The sequence below is a fragment of the Meridianimaribacter flavus genome, from assembly GCF_004366715.1.
Lineage (GTDB): Bacteria > Bacteroidota > Bacteroidia > Flavobacteriales > Flavobacteriaceae > Gaetbulibacter_B > Gaetbulibacter_B jejuensis.
In genome coordinates this window covers 158,363-181,092 of record NZ_SOQZ01000006.1, presented here as the reverse complement: position 1 = coordinate 181,092, position 22,730 = coordinate 158,363, and the positions used below count along the sequence as shown (strand labels likewise).

General features: G+C 35.9%; 24 protein-coding genes. 4 read left to right on the top strand and 20 right to left on the bottom strand.

Annotated features, from left to right (window positions below; genetic code table 11):
- Positions 1–202 precede the first annotated feature (202 nt).
- The 13 genes from A8975_RS12755 to A8975_RS12695 all read right to left on the bottom strand — a co-directional run bounded on the left by A8975_RS12755 (position 203) and on the right by A8975_RS12695 (position 12,986).
- Entirely contained in the window at positions 203–799 is a 597-nt protein-coding gene (locus A8975_RS12755) for a transferase hexapeptide repeat family protein (protein ID WP_134200967.1), read from the bottom strand.
- On the bottom strand, positions 799–1,557 hold the full coding sequence (locus A8975_RS12750) for an enoyl-CoA hydratase/isomerase family protein (protein WP_134200965.1): 759 nt from the start codon (positions 1,555–1,557) through the stop codon (positions 799–801). The genes A8975_RS12755 and A8975_RS12750 overlap by 1 nt, the downstream gene beginning before the upstream one ends.
- A 2-nt stretch (positions 1,558–1,559) precedes the next feature.
- On the bottom strand, positions 1,560–4,097 hold the full coding sequence (gene paaZ, locus A8975_RS12745) for a phenylacetic acid degradation bifunctional protein PaaZ (protein ID WP_134200963.1): 2,538 nt from the start codon (positions 4,095–4,097) through the stop codon (positions 1,560–1,562).
- Between the two features lie 235 nt (positions 4,098–4,332).
- The gene (gene pcaF / locus A8975_RS12740; RefSeq protein WP_134200961.1) at positions 4,333–5,544 is read right to left on the bottom strand and encodes a 3-oxoadipyl-CoA thiolase; all 1,212 of its coding nucleotides are present in this window, start codon (positions 5,542–5,544) and stop codon (positions 4,333–4,335) included.
- A gap of 142 nt (positions 5,545–5,686) precedes the next feature.
- A complete protein-coding gene (locus tag A8975_RS12735) occupies positions 5,687–6,091 on the bottom strand; it encodes a PaaI family thioesterase (RefSeq protein WP_134200959.1) in 405 nt (134 codons plus the stop codon).
- 111 nt (positions 6,092–6,202) lie between these two features.
- Positions 6,203–7,357: a 3-hydroxyacyl-CoA dehydrogenase NAD-binding domain-containing protein gene (locus A8975_RS12730; protein WP_134200957.1), complete on the bottom strand. Its 1,155-nt coding sequence runs from the start codon at positions 7,355–7,357 to the stop codon at positions 6,203–6,205.
- Positions 7,357–8,136 carry an enoyl-CoA hydratase-related protein gene (locus tag A8975_RS12725; protein ID WP_208325373.1) on the bottom strand — a complete coding sequence of 260 codons (780 nt, stop codon included), beginning with the start codon at positions 8,134–8,136 and terminating at the stop codon, positions 7,357–7,359. The genes A8975_RS12730 and A8975_RS12725 overlap by 1 nt, the downstream gene beginning before the upstream one ends.
- Before the next feature lie 59 nt (positions 8,137–8,195).
- Complete coding sequence (gene paaD / locus A8975_RS12720) at positions 8,196–8,696, bottom strand: 1,2-phenylacetyl-CoA epoxidase subunit PaaD (RefSeq protein WP_134200955.1); 501 nt, start codon at positions 8,694–8,696, stop codon at positions 8,196–8,198.
- Positions 8,697–8,731: 35 nt separating this feature from the next.
- Entirely contained in the window at positions 8,732–9,487 is a 756-nt protein-coding gene (gene paaC / locus A8975_RS12715) for a 1,2-phenylacetyl-CoA epoxidase subunit PaaC (protein WP_134200953.1), read from the bottom strand.
- Positions 9,488–9,585: 98 nt separating this feature from the next.
- Positions 9,586–9,876: a 1,2-phenylacetyl-CoA epoxidase subunit PaaB gene (gene paaB / locus A8975_RS12710; protein ID WP_076620128.1), complete on the bottom strand. Its 291-nt coding sequence runs from the start codon at positions 9,874–9,876 to the stop codon at positions 9,586–9,588.
- 278 nt (positions 9,877–10,154) lie between these two features.
- Positions 10,155–11,111 (bottom strand): 1,2-phenylacetyl-CoA epoxidase subunit PaaA, encoded by a 957-nt coding sequence (paaA, locus tag A8975_RS12705; protein WP_134200951.1) that lies wholly within the window; start codon positions 11,109–11,111, stop codon positions 10,155–10,157.
- A 71-nt stretch (positions 11,112–11,182) separates the two neighbouring features.
- Entirely contained in the window at positions 11,183–12,256 is a 1,074-nt protein-coding gene (gene paaE, locus A8975_RS12700; protein WP_134200949.1) for a 1,2-phenylacetyl-CoA epoxidase subunit PaaE, read from the bottom strand.
- Between the two features lie 151 nt (positions 12,257–12,407).
- Complete coding sequence (locus tag A8975_RS12695) at positions 12,408–12,986, bottom strand: TetR/AcrR family transcriptional regulator (RefSeq protein WP_134200947.1); 579 nt, start codon at positions 12,984–12,986, stop codon at positions 12,408–12,410.
- A 47-nt stretch (positions 12,987–13,033) separates the two neighbouring features.
- Between A8975_RS12695 and A8975_RS12690 the strand changes: the two genes are divergently transcribed.
- Positions 13,034–13,339 carry a rhodanese-like domain-containing protein gene (locus A8975_RS12690; protein ID WP_134200945.1) on the top strand — a complete coding sequence of 102 codons (306 nt, stop codon included), beginning with the start codon at positions 13,034–13,036 and terminating at the stop codon, positions 13,337–13,339.
- On the opposite strand, the gene A8975_RS12685 is transcribed toward A8975_RS12690, so the two are convergent.
- From A8975_RS12685 to gldB, 3 genes are all read right to left on the bottom strand, one after another.
- A complete protein-coding gene (locus A8975_RS12685; protein WP_134200943.1) occupies positions 13,334–13,948 on the bottom strand; it encodes a DUF4230 domain-containing protein in 615 nt (204 codons plus the stop codon). The two genes, A8975_RS12690 and A8975_RS12685, sit on opposite strands and share 6 nt — an antisense overlap.
- A gap of 143 nt (positions 13,949–14,091) precedes the next feature.
- Positions 14,092–14,427 (bottom strand): gliding motility protein GldC, encoded by a 336-nt coding sequence (gldC, locus tag A8975_RS12680; protein ID WP_134200941.1) that lies wholly within the window; start codon positions 14,425–14,427, stop codon positions 14,092–14,094.
- Positions 14,427–15,386, bottom strand: a complete 960-nt coding sequence (gldB, locus tag A8975_RS12675) for a gliding motility lipoprotein GldB (RefSeq protein ID WP_134200939.1) — start codon at positions 15,384–15,386, stop codon at positions 14,427–14,429. Before gldB ends, gldC begins: the two co-directional genes overlap by 1 nt.
- 92 nt (positions 15,387–15,478) lie before the next feature.
- On the opposite strand from gldB, the gene nadE reads away from it, so the two are divergent.
- Both nadE and A8975_RS12665 read left to right on the top strand, forming a co-directional pair.
- Complete coding sequence (gene nadE, locus A8975_RS12670) at positions 15,479–16,267, top strand: NAD(+) synthase (protein ID WP_134200937.1); 789 nt, start codon at positions 15,479–15,481, stop codon at positions 16,265–16,267.
- A gap of 125 nt (positions 16,268–16,392) precedes the next feature.
- Positions 16,393–17,022, top strand: coding sequence for a response regulator transcription factor (locus A8975_RS12665; protein WP_129761061.1), 630 nt, complete (start codon positions 16,393–16,395; stop codon positions 17,020–17,022).
- Here the strand turns inward: A8975_RS12665 and dnaG are convergent.
- Entirely contained in the window at positions 17,019–18,989 is a 1,971-nt protein-coding gene (gene dnaG, locus A8975_RS12660) for a DNA primase (protein WP_134200935.1), read from the bottom strand. The two genes, A8975_RS12665 and dnaG, sit on opposite strands and share 4 nt — an antisense overlap.
- A gap of 173 nt (positions 18,990–19,162) precedes the next feature.
- On the opposite strand from dnaG, the gene A8975_RS12655 reads away from it, so the two are divergent.
- Entirely contained in the window at positions 19,163–20,035 is an 873-nt protein-coding gene (locus A8975_RS12655) for a WG repeat-containing protein (RefSeq protein WP_134200932.1), read from the top strand.
- A 218-nt stretch (positions 20,036–20,253) separates the two neighbouring features.
- On the opposite strand, the gene A8975_RS12650 is transcribed toward A8975_RS12655, so the two are convergent.
- The 3 genes from A8975_RS12650 to A8975_RS12640 are packed head-to-tail and all read right to left on the bottom strand — an operon-like array spanning position 20,254 to position 22,721.
- On the bottom strand, positions 20,254–21,330 hold the full coding sequence (locus A8975_RS12650) for a hypothetical protein (RefSeq protein ID WP_131508945.1): 1,077 nt from the start codon (positions 21,328–21,330) through the stop codon (positions 20,254–20,256).
- Positions 21,331–21,367: 37 nt separating this feature from the next.
- Complete coding sequence (locus tag A8975_RS12645) at positions 21,368–22,159, bottom strand: hypothetical protein (RefSeq protein ID WP_134200930.1); 792 nt, start codon at positions 22,157–22,159, stop codon at positions 21,368–21,370.
- Positions 22,146–22,721, bottom strand: a complete 576-nt coding sequence (locus A8975_RS12640) for an RNA polymerase sigma factor (RefSeq protein WP_243832985.1) — start codon at positions 22,719–22,721, stop codon at positions 22,146–22,148. The genes A8975_RS12645 and A8975_RS12640 overlap by 14 nt, the downstream gene beginning before the upstream one ends.
- Positions 22,722–22,730: the final 9 nt, after the last annotated feature.

Here is a 22,730-nt window from a genome sequence, read left to right as displayed (position 1 = left end):
GGCATTTTTAGTTCAAATTTAGACATAGTCTTTATCTTCAATTTAGATTCCACATCAAGTGCGGAATGACTAAACGCATTAACTAGCGTTTGTTAGTTTTTATTTCTTACGCGTTAGCGATTGAAACGGCATCCTTTTTTGCTATTAAAAGCAAAAAAGATATAGTGTAAAGCGCGACCCCTGTGGTAACGCCCAAATTATTTTACTTTTTCATAAAATCCCTTAAGGTGTCATAAGCACCTTCTTGGATTTTCATATTTTCTGGAACTTCGCGTAATGGCTCAACGGCTTTTAAACTGTTGTGACAATCTTGCGGTAACTGTTGATATAACTGCGTTCCTTTAGTTTTCCAAGCAATCATCTCGTCGCTTACCTGCTTGATGACTTTTGCTGGATTACCAACCACCAAACTACGTGGTGGAATTTTAGTTTCGGCCTTAACAAATGCCATGGCTCCAACGATACTTTCATCTCCAATTTCGGCATCATCCATAATTACGGTATTCATACCAATAAGACAGTTACGACCCAAATTGGCTCCGTGAATGATAGCTCCGTGACCAACGTGCGCACTTTCTTTTAGGGTAATAGATTTACCCGGAAACATATGCACTGTACAGTTTTCTTGCACATTAACGCCATCCTCTAAAATGATTTGTCCCCAATCTCCTCGAATGGCAGCACCTGGACCGATGTAACAGTTTTTGCCAATGATGACATTACCTGTGACTGCTGCCAACGGATGCACGAAACTACTTTCGTGTACGACTGGTGTGTATCCTTGGAATGCGTAAATCACTATTTAAATCGTTTTAATGTTTCTTTTGTAAAATCACTTAATACTAGACGACCACTAATGGCTGCTCTTTCAGCTAGAAGCGTATCCCAATCTTCGGTACCTTGCCAAAAGGTTTTCTTCATTTCTTTCATTGCTTCTGGATTGTAATTGCAAAGATTTTCAGCAAAGGTTTTAACGGCTTCGTCTAATTCGTCTGTAGTTTCAAACACTTGTGTAAATAAGCCTTTTTGTTTTGCCCATTCTGCTGGATAAAATGTATTGGCATCAATGGCTATTTGTGACATTCCGCTTAAACCTAACTTGCGCTCTACTGCTGGACCAACTACAAACGGACCGATACCAACATTTAGTTCACTTAATTTAATAGCTGCAAACTTGGTTGCCATACAATAATCAGTTGCCGATGCCACTCCTACTCCACCACCAACGGTTTTTCCTTGCACGCGACCAATGATAAATTTTGGACATTTACGCATGGCATTAATCACGTTGGCAAATCCTGAAAAGAAGACTTTTCCTGTGGCTTCGTCATTGATATTTATGAGTTCATTAAAACTTGCTCCTGCACAAAATGTTCTATCTCCTCCACTTTTAAGAACGATGACTTTGATATCGTTATTATTGCCAGCATCGGTAATAGTTTGTGCTAATTCAGCTAGAATATTTCCTGGTAACGAGTTATGCGCAGGATGAAAGAATTCAATGTATCCTACTTGGTTTTCTATGGTTTGTTTTACGTATGGTTGTTGTTCTGACATAATTATATTAATCCAAATTGTTCAAAATGATGATTTAAATGTTTTCTTTCGAGCAAGTAAGATTCGTAACGATTCAACTCGCCAAATACTAAATTCTTCAATTTAGCATCTGGATTTTCCTTGAAAAACTCGATGTATTTTTTGCGTTGTTCCTTAAACTTCTCAATCGCTGTTTCTAAATCTTGATGCTTTAAATCGTCTAGCGTGTCTTTTTCTAACTGTGGAAATTGAGAGTTTTGTGGAAACTTTTTATAGTTATACAAGCTTGCGTGCACCTTGTCTAAAATCTTTTCTGGTGTGGCAATTTCAAAATCTTGAATTTCGCCAGACGCAATTTTATAAGTGTATTCTAAATGCTCAATCATATGTTGAGGCGTCATAATTCCCCATTTTGGTTTAGCATCTGCTTTTAACTTTGATAAGCATTCATTGATTTTCCCTTCGGTCATTTCAACAAATGTTTCTTGCTTTTTCTGAACCATTGTCAGGATGGTAGCCACTGCAACCAACGGACTGTCTTTGTCTGTTTTTTGACTTTCTGGTCGGTTTTCAAAATTAGCATCAAAAACCTCAACGTGCCATTTTACAATACCACTTGGGTGCTCGGTTGATGAAACATCTCTATCCACTTTTTCCTTGCAGGTTAAACGCACATAAATGGTATCATTGTGATATAACGGTCTTAAAAATCGGATAGAATCCAAACCGTAATTTGCCGCTACAGGACCTTTATTTGGATACACAAACAATCCAGCTGCAGCCGAAATTATAAAATAACCGTGCGCTGTTCGTTTTTCAAAAATACTTCCATCTAAAGAGGTAATATCTGTATGTGCGTAAAAATGGTCCCAAGTTAAATTGGCAAAATTCTGAATATCAGTATCCGTAAGTGTACGCTTATGCGTTTTTAAAGACATTCCTGGTTGAATATCTTCCCAATGGTACTTAAACGGATGGTCTTCAGCTTCCTTATATTTTGCATTTTGCTGATATATGCCAGTGATTTCGGTAATTGTTGATGGTGTTCCTTGAATCGCTGTTCGTTGCAAATAGTGTTTAATACCACGCATTCCACCCATTTCTTCTCCACCACCAGCACGTCCTGGACCTCCGTGAACCAAGTAAGGTAATGGCGAACCGTGACCTGTACTTTGTTTTGCCATTTCGCGATTAATCACCAATATTCTTCCGTGATGACTTGCTGCATTTACAACATAATCGGTTGCAATGTTATCATCGTAAGTTGCAATAGAAGACACTAATGAGCCTTTACCCATTTGCGCTAATTGCACAGCTTCGTCCATTGACTTGTATGGCATAATAGTACTTACTGGTCCAAATGCTTCGCGCTCGTGAACCACATTATTCTGGAAAGGATTATCAGTTCTAAACACCACAGGACTTATGAATGCACCTTTATTAGCATCCGCACCAATGGTTTCGATATTATCGAGATTGCCATAAACCATTTCAGCTTCTTTACTGATATCTGCAATAGAACTTTTAACAGCTTCAACTTGTTGTTTGCTTACCAATGAGCCCATTCTCACTTCCTTAAGTCTTGGGTCTCCAATGGTAACTTTATCGAGTTCCTTTGCTAATGCAATTTGAACATCTTCAACTAAATTTTCTGGAACAATAATGCGTCGGATGGCTGTACATTTTTGTCCAGCTTTTACGGTCATTTCCTTTCGAACTTCTTTAACAAACAAGTCGAATTCTGGTGTTCCAGGAACTGCATCTTCGCCCAAAATAGAAGCGTTAAGTGAATCGGCTTCCATAGTAAAAGACACAGATTCTTCAATTAATCTTGGATGCGCTTTTAATAAACGACCTGTTGCCGCCGAACCTGTAAAGGTTACGACATCTTGAGATTCAACGGTATCTAAAACAGTTTTTACGGTTCCGTTTATGATTTGAAGTGCGCCTTCTGGTAAAATACCTGAATTGATGATTTCTCTCGCTACAGCTTCAGCTAAATAAGCCGATGATGGCGCAGGTAAAACAACTGCTGGAACACCTGCCATCCAGTTAACAGCACACTTTTCTAGCATTCCCCAAACTGGGAAATTAAACGCATTGATATGAACCGCAACACCTTTTTTTGGCACCATAATATGATGCGCCATAAAACGTCCACCACGAGATAAATCGATTGGATCTCCTTCTACGTGAAAAGGTTGATTAGGAAATAGTTTTCTTAATGAAGCATTAGCAAACAGGTTACCAAAACCACCTTCTATATCTATCCAACTATCTACATGAGTTGCGCCAGTTCTGTAACTTAAATCGTAAAATTGTTCTTTGCGTTTTGTAAGGTAAAGTGCCAACTTTTTAAGCATATTACCTCGTTCTTGAAAGGTCATTTTACGAAGTACTTCGCCTCCTTTTGTGCGTCCGTAGTTAAGGACTTCAGGAATATCTAATCCTTCAACAGCCCAATTTGTGAAGTGTTCGCCTGTTATGGCGTCGTAAATTGGTGCTCCTTCTTCTTTTCCTGTGGTCCATTGTCCTTGGACGTAGTGTTGAATTTTGTTCATCTTAATGCCCACGAAAGTGGGTATCTATTTAAATTAAACTTCTTTTTGTGTTGGCGTTACCTAAAGGTCGGGCTTTCCGTTATATCTTTTTTACTTGTTCTCGATACATCCCGACCTTTATGTCGGGACACTCGAACTGACGCAAAAAAGGATGCCACTTTAATCCCTAACGCACTTACTTGTTATGTTTATTTCTTTATCAAAATTTGTTTTCTTTTTGCTAAGAGATTCCTGCCTACGCAGGAATTCGTTCAATCACAGCGGCATAGCCTTGACCCACGCCAATACACATCGTTACCAATGCGTAACGCTTGTTTTGCTCTTTGAGCTCTAAAGCCGCTGAATAGGTGATTCTGGTGCCTGTAACGCCAAGCGGATGGCCTATTGCGATAGAGCCTCCATTTGGGTTGATTCTTGGGTCATTGTCTGCCAATCCCCAAGCTCTGGTGCATGCCAATGCTTGTGCAGCAAAGGCTTCGTTGAGTTCTATGATGTCGATATCGTCCATTGTTAATCCGGCTTTTGCCAAAGCTTTGTTGGACGCCTCAACTGGACCAATGCCCATAATTCGAGGTTCTACACCTACGACAGCCGAACTCACGATGCGCGCTAAAGGCTTTAGATTGTATTTTTTCACAGCCTCTTCACTAGCGATAATGGTTGCTGCTGCTCCGTCGTTTAAACCTGATGCGTTTCCTGCGGTTACGCTTCCGCCTTCTTTTTTAAAGGCTGGTCGTAATTTGGCTAAAATCTCTTTTGACGTTGTTGGTTTTACAAATTCGTCTTTTGCAAAAACGATTGGGTCTTTTTTTCGTTGAGGAATTTCGACAGGTAGAATTTCTTTTTCTAATCGTCCGTTTTCTTGTGCTTGTGATGCTTTCATCTGACTCCAGTATGCGAATGCATCTTGGTCTTCTCGTGAAATGTTATATTTCTCGACAAGATTTTCGGCTGTCATTCCCATTCCGTCTGTGCCATACATTTCGTGCATTTTTGGGTTTACAAACCTCCATCCGAATGTGGAATCGTAAAGTTTTGAATCTCCTCCAAAAGCGCTTGATGGTTTTGCCATAACGTATGGTCCGCGTGTCATATTCTCAACACCTCCTGAAATAAAGACATCGCCATCTCCTGCTTTTATCGCTCTGTTTGCGTGAATAATTGCTGACAAACCTGAACTACATAGTCTGTTTACAGTTTCTCCTGGAACTGTAAATGGCAATCCTGCTAAAAGTGATGCCATTCTAGCGACATTACGATTGTCTTCTCCAGCTTGATTAGCACAACCCAGAATAACATCGTCGTATGCTTCTTTTGGAATGCTTGGGTTTCGTTTTACGATTTCTTTAATTACTAAAGCTGCTAAATCGTCTGTACGTACAGCCGATAATGTGCCTTTGTAATTTCCTATTGGTGTTCTTATGCCGTCTATTATGTATGCTTCCATAAGCCTTTCCCTAGCCCTTTCCAAAGGAAAGGGAACTTGTTTTAGTTATTAATTTTAATATTTTGAGCTATTCATCGCTCAATAAATTGAATTATCTTTTTTAAATATTTTTTGTTGTGAGATTACTGCCTTCGCAGGAATTTTACTCCCAATCTTTTTGAGTGCGATAAACAACACCTTTAAAAAGGGCTACCAGTTCATCTCCTCGTTTTACTTCTACGATATTAAATCCGAGTTTATTTTTTACGTTTTCAATCACAGATTCAGCGACTAAATAATCTCCTTCTTCTAAAGCTTCTATATGGTTGATGCTGGTTTCTATAGACACAGCAAATTTTCCGTGTGTATTTGCCGCAAAACCAAAAGCGGTATCTGCCAATGCATAACTGATTCCGCCGTGTGCTTTTCCCATACTATTAAGCATTTCCTTGCGAACTGTCATTGCCACGCGACAACGACCGATTTCGCATTCTAGGATTTCGATGCCTAGCCAAGTGCTGAATGCATCTTGACTTAACATTTTATGTGGAATTTGTTCTCCTTTCATATTTCAATTTGTCACTTCGAGTAATTTTTGACAGAAAATTGTATCGAGAAGTTTTGCTTGTTCTCGATACAAAATTGCAGAAAAAGCAATTTCACTCGAACTGACGTTCTGTTAAAAAAATGTTTTATTTTCTTTATTCATCTTACGCAACAACGGACTGCAACGGTATCTGTCTTCGTGGTACTCATTGTATAATTCATCTAATTTTGTTACACACCAATCCATTCCTTTTTCATCTGCCCAGGCTAATAATCCTTTTGGATAATTAACACCTTTAGTCATTGCGTTGTCTATATCTTCTGCTGATGCGATGTTTAGAAACAAAGCGTCTGCTGCTTCGTTGATTAACATTACTAAAACTCGGTCGAAAATGGTTTGTGCTAATTCGCTATCTTCTTTTGGTTCTTGCTTTACAGATCCTTCAGAATAATCATAGTAACCTTTTCCTGTTTTTCTCCCTAAATAGCCTGCTTCACTTAAACGCTTTTGTGTGAAACTTGGTTTGTACCTTGGGTCGAAATAAAAGGCTGTAAATACGGTTTCCGTTACTATGTAATTGACATCGTTACCTATGAAATCCATTAATTCGAATGGTCCCATTCTAAAACCTCCCAATGTTTTCAAGCTATGGTCAATGGTTTCAAAATCAGCGATACCCTCTTCGTAAATTCTTAAGGCTTCTCCGTAAAATGGTCGCGCTACACGGTTTACGATAAAACCAGGTGTATCCTTGGCAACAGCTACTGTTTTTTTCCAACTTTTTATGGTTTCAACCGATTTGTCTAAAACCGCTTTTGAGGTTTGCACTGCTGGAATAACCTCAACCAACTTCATTAATGGTGCTGGGTTGAAAAAGTGAATTCCGATGCAACGTTCTGGTTTTTGCAATGATGATGCTATGGATGCTATGGATAAACTCGATGTGTTTGATGCAATGATACAATCATCCGCAACATAGCTTTCCAATTCTGAAAAAACTTTCTTCTTGATATCGATATTTTCTACAATAGCTTCAATCGTAAGATTTGAATCTGCTAATGCTTTTAGACTATCGACATACCTGATATTTGACTGAATTCTGTTTTTTTCTTCAGCATCTATTCGACCTTTTTCAATGAGTCTATTTAATATTTTTTCAAGGCTTGCTTTAGCTTTGTCTAAAGCCGCTTGATTTGTATCGTATAATTTCAAAGAACAACCTGCAGTTGCCGCTACTTGAGCGATACCGCTTCCCATTGTTCCTGAACCTATTATTCCTACGTTCATTATTTTCCTTTAAAAGTTGGTTTACGTTTTTCTACAAAAGCTGAAACGCCTTCTTCGTAATCTTTAGTTTGAGCTGCTTCGATCTGTAATTTTGATTCTAATGCTAATTGCTCTTCCAAATTATTGGTTAAGGATTGATTAAACGCTTCCTTGATTTTCCCTAAAGCTAATGTTGGCATATTAGCGAGTTTTAAGGCTAGTTTATTTACTTCCTCTTCAAAACTTTCTAATGGCAACACTTTGTAAATCATTCCCATTTTTTCAGCTTCATCGGCAGACACTTTATCTCCTAACATCGCTAATGCAGATGCTTTTTGAAAACCTATTAATCGCGGCAAAAAGAACGTTCCTGCACTATCAGGAATCAAACCTATTAAACTAAACGCTTGAATAAAACTTACTTTTTCGTGAGCCACAACGATATCACAAGCCAATGCAATGTTAGCTCCTGCACCAGCCGCCACACCATTTATCGCACCAATGATTGGTTTTTTAATGTTTCTAATTCTGGTGATAATTGGGTTATAATGCTCTTCTAGAATTTTCTTGAATCCTGGATTTAGTTCCGGACTTGTTACTTCTTTTAAATCTTGACCTGCGCAAAATGCTTTTCCGTTTCCGGTTAGCACAATTGCTCTTACTTCAGAATTACTTTCGCAATCGTCAAAAACTTGCTGTAGGTTTAATGCCATTTCACGATTGAAGCTGTTAAAAACTTCTGATCGATTTAGTGTGATGTAGGCTATGTTGTTTTCTATTTTTAGTTCTATTGAACTCATAATTTTATAATTATTAATCTTAATGAGATCCTGAAACGAGTTCAGGATGACAAAAGTTGTCACTTCAAACATTTAAAATAATCAAATGGTTCTTGGCAGTCGTTGCACTGAAATTGTGCTTTGCAAGCTGTTGAACCAAATTGACTTATCATTTTTGTATTTGTGCTTCCGCATTGCGGACATTTTACTAATTGTTTTCCTTCCAGCAACACGGACTTGTCAGCTTCTTCATCTAATGGTGCTGCGATTCCATAATCTTCGAGTGCCTTTCTGCCTCTTGGTGTAATCCAATCGGTTGTCCAAGCTGGATGCAAAATCAAATCTACTTCAGCTTTATAACCTGCTTTTTGCATTGCGCGTTTGATATCGTCTCCGATAACATCCATTGCAGGACAGCCACTGTAAGTTGGTGTGATTTCGATTTTTACAATATCATTTTCGATAACAGCAGAACGCACAACACCCATATCCATAATGGATAACACTGGGATTTCTGGGTCTGAAATAGACTCCAGAACCTTTACCAGTTTTGGATTGATATGTTGCTCTGTTGTTGTCATATTTTAAAAGAGATTCCTGCTTTCGCAGGAATTGGTTACCATTCCATATTTGGATAGGTACGTTGCATATATTGTAAATCGGCTAGCAAGTAACCCATATGTTCGGTATGAATGCCTTGCTTTCCTCCTTTTTGAAAATATTTGCTTTCTGGAACGCTTAACGTTGCTTCTTCTAAAACTGCATTTACTTCTTCGTAATAAGCATCTTTTAATTTAGTGACATCTACTCCAACGCCTTCAGCAACCATAGCTTTATCAGCTTCGGTTTGATGGAATAATTCATCGGTATACGTCCATAAATCATTTATTGCGGTTTGAATACGCTTATGGCTTTCTTCGGTTCCGTCTCCTAATCGCTTTATCCAATCTGATGAGAAACGCTTGTGGTAACTCACTTCTTTAATAGATTTTTTTGCAATTGCAGACAGATTTAAATCGGTACTCTTTTCTAATTCGGTTAGCATTAAAAAATGATATACATCGAATAAGAATTGTCTTGCCATTGTGTACCCAAAATCGGTATTTGGCTGTTCCACCAACAAAACATTGAAGTATTCGCGTTCTTTACGAAGCATCGCGATATCATCTTCTGTTCTGCCGTCTCCTGCTATCTTCGCTCCATATTGATAATAACTACGCACTTGTCCTAATAAATCCAGTGACATATTAGTGCACGCGATATCGGTTTCTAAACTTGGTCCGTGACCGCAAAGCTCTCCTAATCTCTGACCGAGAATGAGGCTGTTGTCTGCGATTCCTAGGATGTAGTTGTATAGGTTTTTATTTTTCATTTTTAATCAAATTGAGACCTTTCGACTGCGCTCAAGGTGACATTTAACATAAATAAAGAGATCCTGAAACGAGTTCAGGATGACAAAGCCTTGCTTTGTTACATATGTTTTACGTCGTCTGGTAAATCATAAAATGTTGGATGACGATACACCTTGTCTTGTGCTGGTTCAAATAATTCGCCATTATGCTCTGGATTTGATGCTGTAATATGCTTACTTTCTACAACCCAAATGCTTACGCCTTCGTTACGTCTTGTGTAAACGTCTCTTGCATTTTCTAAAGCCATTTCTGCATCTGCTGCGTGAAGACTTCCGAAATGACGATGTTCTAATCCATTTTTACTTCTTACGAAAACCTCCCAAAGTGGCCAGTTTTTTTTGTTTGACATAATTTGTATGCCTGCGAAAGCAGGTATCTTATTATTTATACTTCTATTTTATTTCTTCTTACGTTCATTTTGTCTTGAAACAAAACGAACCAAAAATTCAAGTTAAAATGAGGAATTTTTCAATCTTGCTCTACAGATTGAAAACCTTAAAATGAAATCTAAATTTCTTCCAAGGCTTCAGAAATTTTTAACGATTTCATTTTCTTATTCTGCATTTCAACGTGCTGACATTTTGCCAACGTATTCTAAAAACCAATAAACACGTACATTTTTATTGATTAAGAGACCTCTTTTTTCAAAGAGGTTGCTTTCTTTTCTGCGTGAGCCATTGCTGCGTCTCTAACCCATTCACCACGTTCCCATGCGCCAACTCTTGCTTTCATTCTTGCTTTGTTCATTGGTCCGTGACCTTTTACGACTTGCCAGAATTCATCCCAATCAATTTCTCCGAAATCATAACTCTGACGCTCTTCGTTCCATTTTAAATCTGGGTCTGGAATTGTTAATCCTAAAATATCAGCTTGTGGCACGGTTTGATCAATAAACTGCTGACGCAACTCGTCATTGGTTTTTCGCTTCAGTTTCCATTTCATTGATTGTTCGGTATGAACAGACATATCATCAGTTGGACCTAACATCATTAAACTTGGCCACCACCAACGGTTAAGTGCATCTTGCGCCATTTCTTTTTGTTCTGGTGTTCCATTACAAAGCTTTAGCATAATTTCGTAACCTTGACGCTGGTGAAAACTTTCTTCTTTACACACGCGCACCATAGCTCTTGCATAAGGTCCAAAAGACGTACTACAAAGTGGCACTTGATTGATAATGGCTGCACCATCTACCAACCAGCCGATAGCTCCCATATCTGCCCAAGTTACTGTTGGGTAATTGAATATGGAAGAATATTTTGCTTTACCCGAATGCAATTGCTCGTATAACTCGTCTCGCGAGATGTCTAATGTTTCGCAAGCACTGTATAGGTATAATCCGTGACCAGCTTCATCCTGTACTTTTGCCAATAAAGCTACTTTACGACGTAAGGATGGTGCACGAGTAATCCAGTTACCTTCTGGTAACATCCCTACAATTTCGGAATGCGCGTGCTGACTAATTTGCCTAATATGCGTTTGACGATATTTTTCTGGCATCCAGTCTTTAGGTTCAATTTTTTCGTCGCGAGCGATACGCGCTTCAAATTGCTCTTCCAGGTTTTTTATTTGTTCTTCACTCATAATTTAGTATTTAGTGAATAGTTTTTAATGTTTAGTGGATTCCGCATCAAGTGCGGAATAACAAATTCTATTTACACGTCGAAATCGACCACCACTTTTTTAGTAGTTGGAACGGCTTGACAGCTTAACACATAGTTTTGTGCGACTTCATCTTCTTCTAGTGCGTAGTTGATTTTCATTTCAACTTCGCCTTCCATTACTTGGCACTTACAGGTACTGCAAACGCCTCCTTTGCAAGCAAATGGCAAATCTGCTCCGGCAGTTAGTGCACCATCTAAAATATTATCATCGTCTTGCTGCATTGTAAAACGGAATTCTTTTCCGCCATCGATAATAACAACTTCGACACCATCAATTTTTTGTTCTGATAAACGCTCAACACGTTTTTTATCTTCTTCGGTTAGACCTTTTACAAATAATTCGAAATGAATTAAATCTTTTGGCAAACCGGCTTCAGCTAGATAATTACTCACGTAATTAACCATATCTTCTGGTCCGCACAAAAACACTTCGCTTGTATCTGGAATATCAATGAATGTCTTGGTGAGCACTTTCATTTTTTCATCATCAAAACGACCATTAAACAACTCAATATCTCGCTTTTCTTTGGTTAGAAAATAATAGATTTCCAAACGACCGAAATAGGCATTTCTTAATTGCTCTAACTCTTCCTTAAAGATAATGGATTTTGCTGTTCTATTGACATAAAACAACTTACAAGTTGAGTTTGGCTCTGCTGCCAAATGCGCTTTAATCATTGAAAGAATTGGCGTAACACCACTTCCTGCTGCAAAAAACAAGTAGTTTTTAGCATTATCTGCATTACAATCTACGCCAAATGTTCCGCTAGGTGCCATAACATCTAGCTCGTCTCCTGCTTTTAATGTGCTATTGACAAAGGTTGAGAATTTTCCTCCTGGAATTTCTTTTACCGCCACTTTCCATTCGTTATCAAACGGACTAGAACATAGCGAATACGAACGACGTACATCTTCGCCATTAATTAATGCCTTAAGCGTTAAATGTTGCCCTTGCGAGAATTTAAATTCGTCTTGCAATGCTTCAGGAATATCAAAAGTTACAACTGATGTATCTTTTGTTTCCTTGTAAATATCTTTTATTCTTAATTTATGAAAATCTGCCATAAGCCCCTTCTGTCCTTCGGACATCTTCCCAAAAAGGGAAGAATTTATTTTATCTTTAATTAAGGTCTGTTTTACACAATTACCCGAAAACGATTTCGAGTCTTGATCTTAAAACTAACACTTGTTAGTTTGCTTGACAAATTTACAAAAATTAATCGATTTTTTTGTTAATACCGTTAATTAACACTTCACTTAATTGTTGAGACAACTCTTCAGGGTTTAAGTCTTCTTTTTTAGGAATCCAGAGATATAAAGAGCGTAAGGTTGATAAAATTGAAAAGAGCATGACTTCGATATTTTCATTAATTATCTCTTCCTTTTTGATGCCTTGTTGGATAATATTTCTGAATTCATCTTCATAATTAGAACGCAGTTGCAAGTAATACTCCAACTTTTCTTCAAGATGCATCCAATCGTTATTAAGAGAAGCCATTCCGTAGGTGTTATGAGAGGTAATGTTCACATGCAGTTTAACAATATCTCTAAGCTTTTCGATATTTGACTTATTGGATTTCTGGATTTCCTGCAATCCAGTAGTAAATTCTTCTGCCAAGGAAATTATTATCTCTTTCAGAATTTGTTGCTTAGAATTTATATGATTGTAAAGACTTGCCGCTTTCATGCCCATTTCAGTTGCTAAATCGCGCATAGTTACAGCACTATATCCTTTTTCTTTAAATAGTTTAGCTGCAGTTTTTATGATTTCGTCTTTACGAGTTTCGTTTTTCAATTTCAAAAGTTAATATTTAACCGTAAATTTATACAAAAAGAAAAACTATGGGATTTTTGGATTTTATTTTTGGCGCAAAAAAAAGACAAGTTGACTTTTACATGAAGAATGGTGCCCAAATACTAGACGTGAGAACGCAACGTGAATGGGACAATGGTCATATTGAAGGCTCCAGACACATACCTTTAGACGACTTAAAAAATCATGTTGACGAATTAAAAGCATTAAACAAACCTCTTGTTGTTTGTTGCGAAAGTGGAGTTCGTTCTGCTAAGGCAGCAAAATTTTTAAACCTCAATAACATTGACGCTACAAATGGAGGTGGTTGGGTTTCTTTGAAAAACAAGCTATAATTTAAGTTTACTGAACACTTCTAAACTTTCAATTGGTGTTTGATTGTACTCTAAAGTCCAACCTAAAGAGTTAGTTAAAATATAAAACTTTGAGAGTTCGCTTAGCAATCTATTCTGTGCATTAGACTTTAAATCGGAAACTTCAATTTTCTTCATTAATTGCTGCTTAACCGTTTTTTTAATTTCGTTATAGTCTTTTGCTTCAAATGGATTGAGATAATCAGCTTGTATATCGTAGTATTCGAAATCTGGGTTGATTTTTATTTCTTCTTTTGGGATAGTTAATATTTGAAGTGTTTTTGTAGTCTCGTCAATATTATATTCAATTTTAGACAAGTCGTAAGCTATAGTTACATCAGCATTTACAACTACCAAAGCTTTTTTTTCAACCTCAATTAAATCGCCAAACATACGCTTGGAATTTTCATATGAGAAGACTTCGCTAAAATGACCTTCGGTCACCACCAGTTTACTGACGTTTTTTAACTGCTCTTGTATTAAAGCTGAATTTTCCTTTAGGATTATTTGCTCTTCTTTTTTATCACCACAATACTTAAAGGTAAAAAGAACAATAAGCGTGATTATGACTCCAAATAAAATTTTTCTCATACCTCTAAAATACAAAAAAGCACTGGTTGCTTCGACATTGAAGCCTAACCAATGCTTTAAATACCTTAATAGATTAATAGCATTACAAACATAACTATTAACTTATTTTCTTAAGTTATAAAAAGATTAAAGTAGTATTAAATTTACTTTTTAAGTTCTAATTTTTCAGCAAAATAATCACAAAAATCTTTCATTGTCGCTGTCATTTTTTCATCTTGAGTTGCTCTATTAAAAGTATCACTCATCGCAACTAGGGTTTGATGGAAAAAGACTTTCATTTCATCAACAGGCATGTCTTTTGTCCACAAATCAATTCTTAGTGTTTCTTGAGCTTTACTATCCCAAACCGATAGCAACATTGCTTTTGCCTCTTCGTTTTCAACACCTCCATCCTTAGCAGTCCATCGAAGCGTTTCAGGAATGTGATTTTCGTCTAATTCAACACTTAACTCTATAGTTGATTTTTTATTTTCACTCATTATCTGTTCGGTTTATATTTTGCATTATTAAAAATTTCAACTGCATCTTTTTGCAGCATATCCATGAAGTCATCGTCATTATTCTCCATGTAGGATTTTACAATTTGCCAACCTATAAATTGCCCTAATTTACCAGGAGACTCAGTATCTAGTTCTAGATAAAACTTAGTAAAAGGCGCTGGCGCAGTAAATCTTGCAGGCAAGCTAGAATCGGTATTATACAATAATTCCTTTGAAATAAAATACCTCCAAATTTGATCTTCATTAGAAATTGCCCACTCTAGTTGCTCTTTGGTGTAACCAATTTTTTCTGCATCAGTTTTAAACGGAATTATCTTATCCATAAAATACAATGCCTTACCAAAATAAATCATTTCGTCTAACAGAGTTTTTCGTTGTGATTGATAAATATACCTGTCAGCATAAGCAGCAGCCAAATCTGGTGTGATTTGAGAAGGCTTCATGTTTTCTGAAATGTATTTTGGAATTCCACCATAAAATTCGTGGTCAGCACCCAAATAAGTATCAAGAGCCACCAGAGCGATTGTATCAGTTACATACACTTTGTCTCTATACCTTACATAATCAGAAAAAGTTACCACTCTTGGCGCTGAAAATGTTTTGTCGTAATACTTTAAATGCTGAAATAGTTTTTTGATTTCGTGCTCCTGAGGCGCAAAATTATTGAACACTTTATCAATCTCAACAAACAACTGCTGTTGTAAAGTATCAGACATTCTATGCGTTAAGACCGAATCGTTTTCGGTTTTTGAAAACATAAACGGAAAAGCCGCTTTTAACTTAGGTAAGTCTTCGGGTTTTGAACTAGCAAACGCTTTATCAAATCGTTCTACAACAACATCAACATCTATCGCAGCAATTTCTTTTTCAACTTTGCTTTCATCTGCACATGAAAACACAAAAGCAAAACCCACAAAAAGTAAAATCAATTTCTTCATAAAAACTTAAACCTTGTTTATTTTTATTACTAATGCGATTAGTTTATTTTTGTTTGCAAAGGTACTATTCTTAGAATTAAATCGTATACAAAATGCAAACAGAAAAAGTTGTCACTCACATTGTAAATTGGTTAAAGGATTATGCAACAAACGCAAAAGTAAATGGATTTGTTGTAGGTATTTCTGGCGGAATTGATTCTGCTGTAACTTCTACGCTATGCGCAAAAACAGGATTAGATATTTTGTGTATAGAAATGCCTATTCACCAAGCGCAAAGCCATGTAACTCGCGCACAAGAACACATAGCACAACTAAAACAACGTTTTTCTAATGTAAAAGACACTAGAGTAGACCTTACTCCTGTATTTGAAGAGTTTAAGACCGAAGTTTCTCTTGAAGGCAAACAAGCTACAGTTGACATGGCATTAGCAAACACCAGAGCTCGTTTAAGAATGACTACTTTATATTACCATGCTGGACTTTTAGGACTTTTGGTTGCAGGAACTGGAAATAAAGTTGAAGATTTTGGTGTTGGCTTTTACACTAAGTATGGTGATGGAGGTGTTGATTTAAGCCCAATTGCTGATTTAATGAAATCGGAAGTTTACAAACTAGGTGAATTATTACAAGTACCTGAATCTATAATGAATGCTGCTCCTAGCGACGGACTTTTTGGTGATGCTAGAAGTGATGAAGATCAAATAGGTGCATCTTATCCAGAACTAGAGTGGGCAATGCAAATGAAAGACGAAGGAAAAACAATTGCTGACTTTGAAGGTCGTGAGCAAAAAGTGTTTGAAATCTTTATGAGATTTAACTCTTCGAATATGCATAAAATGATACCGATTCCTGTTTGCGAAATTCCTAAAAATTTAAAATAATTTTTAATGATTTAACCTTAAAAATGTTAAAGTTGTTGATTTTTTCCTTATTTTTATATCATAAATCTCCCCTTATAGAGCTTAACCATCTTAAGTTCTAACACGAATTTATAATTCAACTCATTATGATAAAGGTATTAGTTGTAGACAATCATCCTATTATTAGAACTGGCTTAAAATTACTTTTTGAGCACAGTCATGAGATTGATGTTATTGGTGGTGTTGGAAGTGGAATCGAGATTTTTGAATTTGTGAGACGCTATCCTGTTGACGTTATTATCTCAGAAATTGACCTTCCAGAGCTTAATGGTATAACTGCGTTACGCGCCATAAAAAAAGAGCATCAAAACCTTAAGGTAATAATGTACAGTCATCATCCTGAAGAAATTTATGCTATAAGCGTACTTAAAGCAGGTGCATCGGCTTATGTATCTAAAACAGTAGATACTGACACTCTTAAAGAAGCTATTCTTAAAGTGCATCAAGGTGATATTTACTTAAGCAACAATATGGCTAAACATCTTACATTTGATGAAGCTAAAAAAACCACAAGCAGACTCTACAAGCGTTTATCTACAAGAGAAGTTGAAGTTTTAAAGTTATTATCTTCAGGTAAAAAGAATAAGGAAATTGCAATGGAATTGGACATTAACGAAAAAACGGTTAGCACTTATAAAGCACGTCTTTTTAAAAAATTGAAAGTTACCAACCTTGTAGATTTAATTCATCAAGCGAAACATTTGGAGCTTACTTAAATTTTACCTCCAACCACTTTTCCAAGTTTTCTAGACAGTAACATTTTAAGCCCTAAATAATCCCTAACATCTTCTAACACGCCTTTTACATTGACATCTTCTCGTAATGTATCGTTTTTATATTCAGCTACTTTTTTATCAATTAAATAACAACGTAAACTCAAAATGGTTTGACTCACCAATTGCGCTATAGTTTCATTTTTGTCTTTAGGTACAATATGGTTTCTTTCCCAATCATGAAGATTGTAACGCTCGTCGTTCATTAAAATAGTTGTGACTTCACTAGCCATATCCTGACTAAGTTTACTCACAAAATCGCGTGTTGAAAAGTCTTGGTTTTGATGTAAATTATCAATTAAAGTATAGTACAGACTTTTAAAGTTTGGGTTAGTAAACTGCATTTCGTCTTCCTGCAAATCGAGGTAAATCTTCTCAAATACTTTACTAGTATTAATTACAGGTTCTAGCTTTAACTCATTGGTATTTTCATCTTCCTTTAATACCAAATCTTCAAAATCTTCGGTTTCATTACCATACAAAAGTAGAATTTCAATAATCTTACGTTCTAGCTCATATTGAATATCAATTTTTTGTTTGGGTTGTTCTTGTCTTACAACTTCAAAAGCTTTTTGTTCCTTTTTGAAATCTTTATTGGCTTGCTGATGTTCTTTTTTACTTATTTGCGCCAAAGTACTAAACAGTACATTTTCGCTAATATCCATAATTCTAGAACACTCCTGGACATAAACTTCTCGCTTAATACTATCAGGAATTTTAGAAATACTATTTACAATATCTCTAATGGTTTCAGCTTTTTTTATTGGATCATTTTTAGCTTCTTCAACTAAAATAGAGGCTTTAAACTGAATGAAGTCTTTAGCATTTTCATTTAAAAACGTGTTGAGCTCTTCATAAGTATTTTGCTTTGCAAAACTATCAGGATCTTCACCATTAGGAAATGTGCAAACCCTTACATTCATTCCTTGTTCAAGGATTAAATCGATACCTCGAAGCGATGCTCTTATACCTGCTGCATCACCATCAAAAAGCACAGTTATGTTTTTTGTTAATCGGTTTATAAGCCTTATTTGCTCTGGTGTTAACGCAGTACCAGAAGAAGCCACTACATTTTTTATTCCTGTTTGGTGAAATTGAATAACATCAGTGTAACCTTCAACCAAAAAGCAATTATCTTCTTTAGCAATACTTTGTTTTGCATGATACAAACCATACAACACTTTACTCTTGTGATATATGGTACTCTCTGGCGAGTTTAGGTATTTTGCAGCTTTTTTATCGTTAGTGAGTATTCTACCTCCAAATCCTAAAACACGACCACTCATACTATGTATAGGAAACATCACACGACCTTTAAAACGGTCAAAAGTTTTATTGTCCTTTACAATGGTAAGTCCTGTTTTTTCCAAGAATTCCATTTGATAGCCTTTTTTTACAGCTTCGTCAGTAAAGGCTTGCCAGTCATCTGGTGAGTATCCTAATTGAAACTTTTTAATGGTTTCGTTGGTAAATCCACGTTCTTTAAAATAGCTTAATCCAATGGCTTGACCTTGGTCTGTTTTAAACATGACTTTTTGAAAATAGTCATTTGCAAACTCGCTAACCAAATACATGCTTTCCCTTTCGTTGGCTTCTTCTTTTTGCTCATTGGTTTGTTCGGTTTCTTCAACGTCAATATTATACTTTTTTGCTAAGTATTTTATAGCCTCAGGATAAGTGAAATGCTCGTGTTCCATCAAAAACGTTACTACATTACCACCTTTACCACTACTAAAATCTTTCCAAATTTGTTTTACAGGTGACACCATAAAGCTAGGTGTACGCTCGTCACTAAAAGGACTCAACCCTTTAAAGTTAGTGCCTGATTTTTTTAAGGTAACAAAATCGCCAATAACCTCCTCTACACGAGCGGTTTCAAAGACATGTTCTATGGTAGATTTTGATATCAACGTTGAAAAAAATTTGCAGACTGTAAATGTACTATAAAACTCCTTGTCTAAAAAATTTAAGCTGAGAGTAAAAACTTGACTTTATAAAATAAAAAACCGAACTTCGTTTAACAGACGATATAAATTATTAAAACAATTCATATCTTTATTTTGCCACACATTTGAGAAAAACATTGAGAACAATAATAGTACTTCTGATTTTAGTTTCGAGCCTTTCATTTGGACAAGGAAACGGACTATATAAGTTCCAATCCGAAAATAGCAAATACGGATTTATGGACAAAAACGGAAAAATTATAGTTAAAGCGGAATATCTAAATGTTGGAGATTTCAGCGAAGGACTTTGCTACGTTTCCAAAGAGGTCATAAAAAAAGGTTACAAATGGATTTTTATTGACACTTTAGGAAATAAAGTTTTCGACATTAAAGATAATTTTCCAGAAACAGAATTTAGCGAAGGATTTGCTCGAATTTCAAGCTTTGAAGAACAATGGTTTGTGAATAGAAACGGAGTTAATGAATTTGGAAAAACTTGGAAAGATGGACACGGAGAATTTAAAAACGGAATTGCATATGTGAGCGACAAAGAATTCTCTGATTTTTATCCAATAAATACAAAAGGAGAAAGAATCGGAACAAAAACTTTTTCAAGAGTAGAGATTTACAACTCAAGAAAAAAAGACAGTATGGGAACAAAAGATAAATCAGAATATAAATCTGATAATTATGTTCCATTTCAAGAAAATGAACTTTGGGGTTTCAAAGACAGTTTAGACAATGTCGTGATTAAGCCAAAGTTTTATAAAGTAGATAAATTTAAAAATGGAGTTTGTGGCGTTAGAGTAAATAAGCGTGATTTTGAAACTGCTAATGACTATTTCCTTGATGCTATTATAAATGAGAGTGGAGAAATTCTCAATGAAATAGAAATGCATTGTTATTTAGGATTTCAAGGAGAGTTAATTGAGTTTTATGGAGCACCTCATTTCGGTGGTGGAGTTCACTATCTAAATAAAAAAGGGGAAAAAATAAAACCAACCGAATAAAAAAAACGTGTGGCAACAACGTGTATAGCTCATTGCGGCTGAATTCCTAATCGGAATTCATTGCAATTTGCTATCTTTCGGTTTCGGCGGAAAATCCTCGCGGATTTCCCGCAACGAGCCATACACAAAACCGTTAAACGAAACCAAATCTTCAGCATTATCATATATTAAAAAAACCTCCAGTTAAGGAGGCTTTTTTACTAACTCAAATAATTGTTTTAATCTAAATCAAAGCGTAAACCCATTGATAAATTGTGTTGGTCAAACGCTTGGTCTTTAAATAAAGGGTTTAAATCGTATTTCATATATAATCCCATACTGCCATAACCAACATAAGCGCCAAGACCATATACAAAATCGGAAGTATTGTAGTTACGCTTTATTTTTTCTTTTACTCTATCTCCATCTTGCTTGTATCTTAGTTTTTGCTGCGTACCAATGTTAAATCCTGCGTAAGCACCAACACCAATTTTAAATTTGTTGTGTGTTGAATAACGGAAATAATCGTCTTTTTCGATTTTTTTAGATGGACCAAATTCAAAATACACTGGCACTACCAAATTAGTTACTCTAAATTCAGACTCTTTTAATTCATACGGAAATTCCTCTAATGTAGTTACGTTACCATCCTGCACAAAGTACCTATCATCTTTTGGCGATAGTTTGTTCCACTGAAAAGAGAATCCGTACTTTAAACGTAAGGCATTTGAGTTTTTAAATACTCTGGTTTTCCAAGCCCAACCTAACTCTACAAATCCTGAGTTCATAAAACCATATTCATCACCTATTTTTTGTCCGTCACCAATAGCGTTGTTAAAACCTGCTGCAAACACTAGGTCGCTAGTTGTGCGTTTGTCGTATTTTCGAAACTTTTTTCTGTTCTTTATTCTAAAACCTGCAAAGCTTTCGCCATCGCCTCCAAAACTGAATCCAAAATAATCTCCTTTATCGTCGTCCAAATTATCATAACCTATTTCATTACGCTTTAGCAACTCTATTTTGTTATCTATAATTGCAATACGATTTTCAATATTAAGCGCACGCTTTTTGGCTACTTCTTTTTTAAGCGCATCGGCTTTTTCTTGAGTAATTTCGCCATTTTCCAATCGAAGATTTATAGCCTCAACTTCTTTTTTAAGATACTCGCGTTCTTCTTCTTCAATTTTTTTCTTTAACTCATCAAGGCTCTCAATTTTAAACTGATTTTTAGACTTTTGAATTGTGTCTTGTGCGTTCATTTTACCTACAACTAGGCATAAGATTACTAGCACTACGCATTTTGTAATAGTGTTCATAACTGTTCGTTTTGTGATTAATGTTTCTTTTTAAGTGTTAATGATTTCGTTCAGCAACTGCAGTTTTTACTGTGTCGAAACTATTTTTAAGAGCATCAAATACTTTTGCTCTAAACGATTGCTCTAGCTCATCTTCAACGTCTTGAAGCAAAGCATCAGCACTTACCGTTCTTGTGGTTTCGTTGTATAATCTGTTTTTAAGCATTTCTCGTTCTGCTTGTTTTAAAAGCGAATCAATTTCGGCATTACTAACTGTAACATCTTCGAGGTTGAGCTTTTTTATTTCGTCAATTACATCGTTTATTTTAGCTTTTTCAAACTCTAGTGAGTTTAAAGGAGTCTCTAAGTGCTTAACTTTTTCTTGCTCTTTAGTAATGGTTGCAGCCACAGCTTCTTTAATTGTAACCGTTGTATTAGGACTTACAATTCTTGTTGACTTTTGCACTACTGCTCCACTTTTTGGGGTAGGAATTATTTTTTCAGTTGAAGTTTTTATGTCTTCAACTTGTTCTACAGCAACAGTATTTTCTTCTTTTTTGCTTTCAACAGGATTTAAAACTTCTTCTTTTACTTGTTCTTCTTTAGTTTCAGTATCTACAATTTCTGGTGTGCTGTTTTCAAATTCTGAATTATTAAAAAACAATGCCGTTACTAAAGCAACACCTACAATGCTTGCTGCAATACCAACCCAAAAATATACTGTTTTGGGTTTTCTTTTATCTTGATTGTCTAAACGTTTTGCCAAAACATCCCAACTTGCCTCAGATGGCTGTATGGTACGCTCCTCAATCTTCTCCTTAAAATTTTCCTCAAACTTAATTGGTGCCATAACTAGATGTGTTTAATTTTTTAATGTTTTCTTGAAGCATTTGTCTTGCTTTGAAGAGTTGCGATTTTGATGTTCCTTCTGATATATTTAATAGTTCTGCAATTTCGTGGTGCTTATAACCTTCTATAGCATACATTACAAAAACCATTTTATAACCTTCAGGTAATTCATCAATCAACTGTTGTAGTTCAGCCATTTCAATTTCGGTATTGATATTATTTGCATAATCGTGAGGCATTGTTACCTCTTCAACCGAAAACTCAATTTGCTTTTGCTGTCTTAAAAATGATATTGCTTCTCGTACCATTATTTTTCTCAGCCAACCTTCAAAACTTCCCAGGTTTTTAAAGCTCTTTAAATTTGTAAATGCTTTAAAAAACCCATTTAGCATTACCTCTTCCGCTTTTTGAACATCTTTTATATAATACCTACAAACACTCAACATTTTAGGCGCATGTATTTCGTACAACACATGTTGCGCTTCGCGATTGTTTTTCGCAGCTTTACTGATAAGCTCAGTGTTATTATTATGCAATTGAATAACTTTCAAAATAGCTTTCATAAGGTCTTC

Excerpts from the sequence above, each read along its gene's own strand:
- A8975_RS12750 (WP_134200965.1), bottom strand. The coding sequence starts at position 1,557 with ATGTCAGAACAACAACCATACGTAAAACAAACCATAGAAAACCAAGTA.
- paaZ (WP_134200963.1), bottom strand. The coding sequence starts at position 4,097 with ATGAACAAAATTCAACACTACGTCCAAGGACAATGGACCACAGGAAAA.
- pcaF (WP_134200961.1), bottom strand. The coding sequence starts at position 5,544 with ATGGAAGCATACATAATAGACGGCATAAGAACACCAATAGGAAATTAC.
- A8975_RS12735 (WP_134200959.1), bottom strand. The coding sequence starts at position 6,091 with ATGAAAGGAGAACAAATTCCACATAAAATGTTAAGTCAAGATGCATTC.
- A8975_RS12730 (WP_134200957.1), bottom strand. The coding sequence starts at position 7,357 with ATGAACGTAGGAATAATAGGTTCAGGAACAATGGGAAGCGGTATCGCT.
- A8975_RS12725 (WP_208325373.1), bottom strand. The coding sequence starts at position 8,136 with ATGAGTTCAATAGAACTAAAAATAGAAAACAACATAGCCTACATCACA.
- paaD (WP_134200955.1), bottom strand. The coding sequence starts at position 8,696 with ATGACAACAACAGAGCAACATATCAATCCAAAACTGGTAAAGGTTCTG.
- paaC (WP_134200953.1), bottom strand. The coding sequence starts at position 9,487 with ATGAAAAATAAAAACCTATACAACTACATCCTAGGAATCGCAGACAAC.
- paaB (WP_076620128.1), bottom strand. The coding sequence starts at position 9,876 with ATGTCAAACAAAAAAAACTGGCCACTTTGGGAGGTTTTCGTAAGAAGT.
- paaA (WP_134200951.1), bottom strand. The coding sequence starts at position 11,111 with ATGAGTGAAGAACAAATAAAAAACCTGGAAGAGCAATTTGAAGCGCGT.
- paaE (WP_134200949.1), bottom strand. The coding sequence starts at position 12,256 with ATGGCAGATTTTCATAAATTAAGAATAAAAGATATTTACAAGGAAACA.
- A8975_RS12690 (WP_134200945.1), top strand. The coding sequence starts at position 13,034 with ATGGGATTTTTGGATTTTATTTTTGGCGCAAAAAAAAGACAAGTTGAC.
- A8975_RS12685 (WP_134200943.1), bottom strand. The coding sequence starts at position 13,948 with ATGAGAAAAATTTTATTTGGAGTCATAATCACGCTTATTGTTCTTTTT.
- gldC (WP_134200941.1), bottom strand. The coding sequence starts at position 14,427 with ATGAGTGAAAATAAAAAATCAACTATAGAGTTAAGTGTTGAATTAGAC.
- gldB (WP_134200939.1), bottom strand. The coding sequence starts at position 15,386 with ATGAAGAAATTGATTTTACTTTTTGTGGGTTTTGCTTTTGTGTTTTCA.
- nadE (WP_134200937.1), top strand. The coding sequence starts at position 15,479 with ATGCAAACAGAAAAAGTTGTCACTCACATTGTAAATTGGTTAAAGGAT.
- A8975_RS12665 (WP_129761061.1), top strand. The coding sequence starts at position 16,393 with ATGATAAAGGTATTAGTTGTAGACAATCATCCTATTATTAGAACTGGC.
- A8975_RS12650 (WP_131508945.1), bottom strand. The coding sequence starts at position 21,330 with ATGAACACTATTACAAAATGCGTAGTGCTAGTAATCTTATGCCTAGTT.
- A8975_RS12645 (WP_134200930.1), bottom strand. The coding sequence starts at position 22,159 with ATGGCACCAATTAAGTTTGAGGAAAATTTTAAGGAGAAGATTGAGGAG.
- A8975_RS12640 (WP_243832985.1), bottom strand. The coding sequence starts at position 22,721 with ATGAAAGCTATTTTGAAAGTTATTCAATTGCATAATAATAACACTGAG.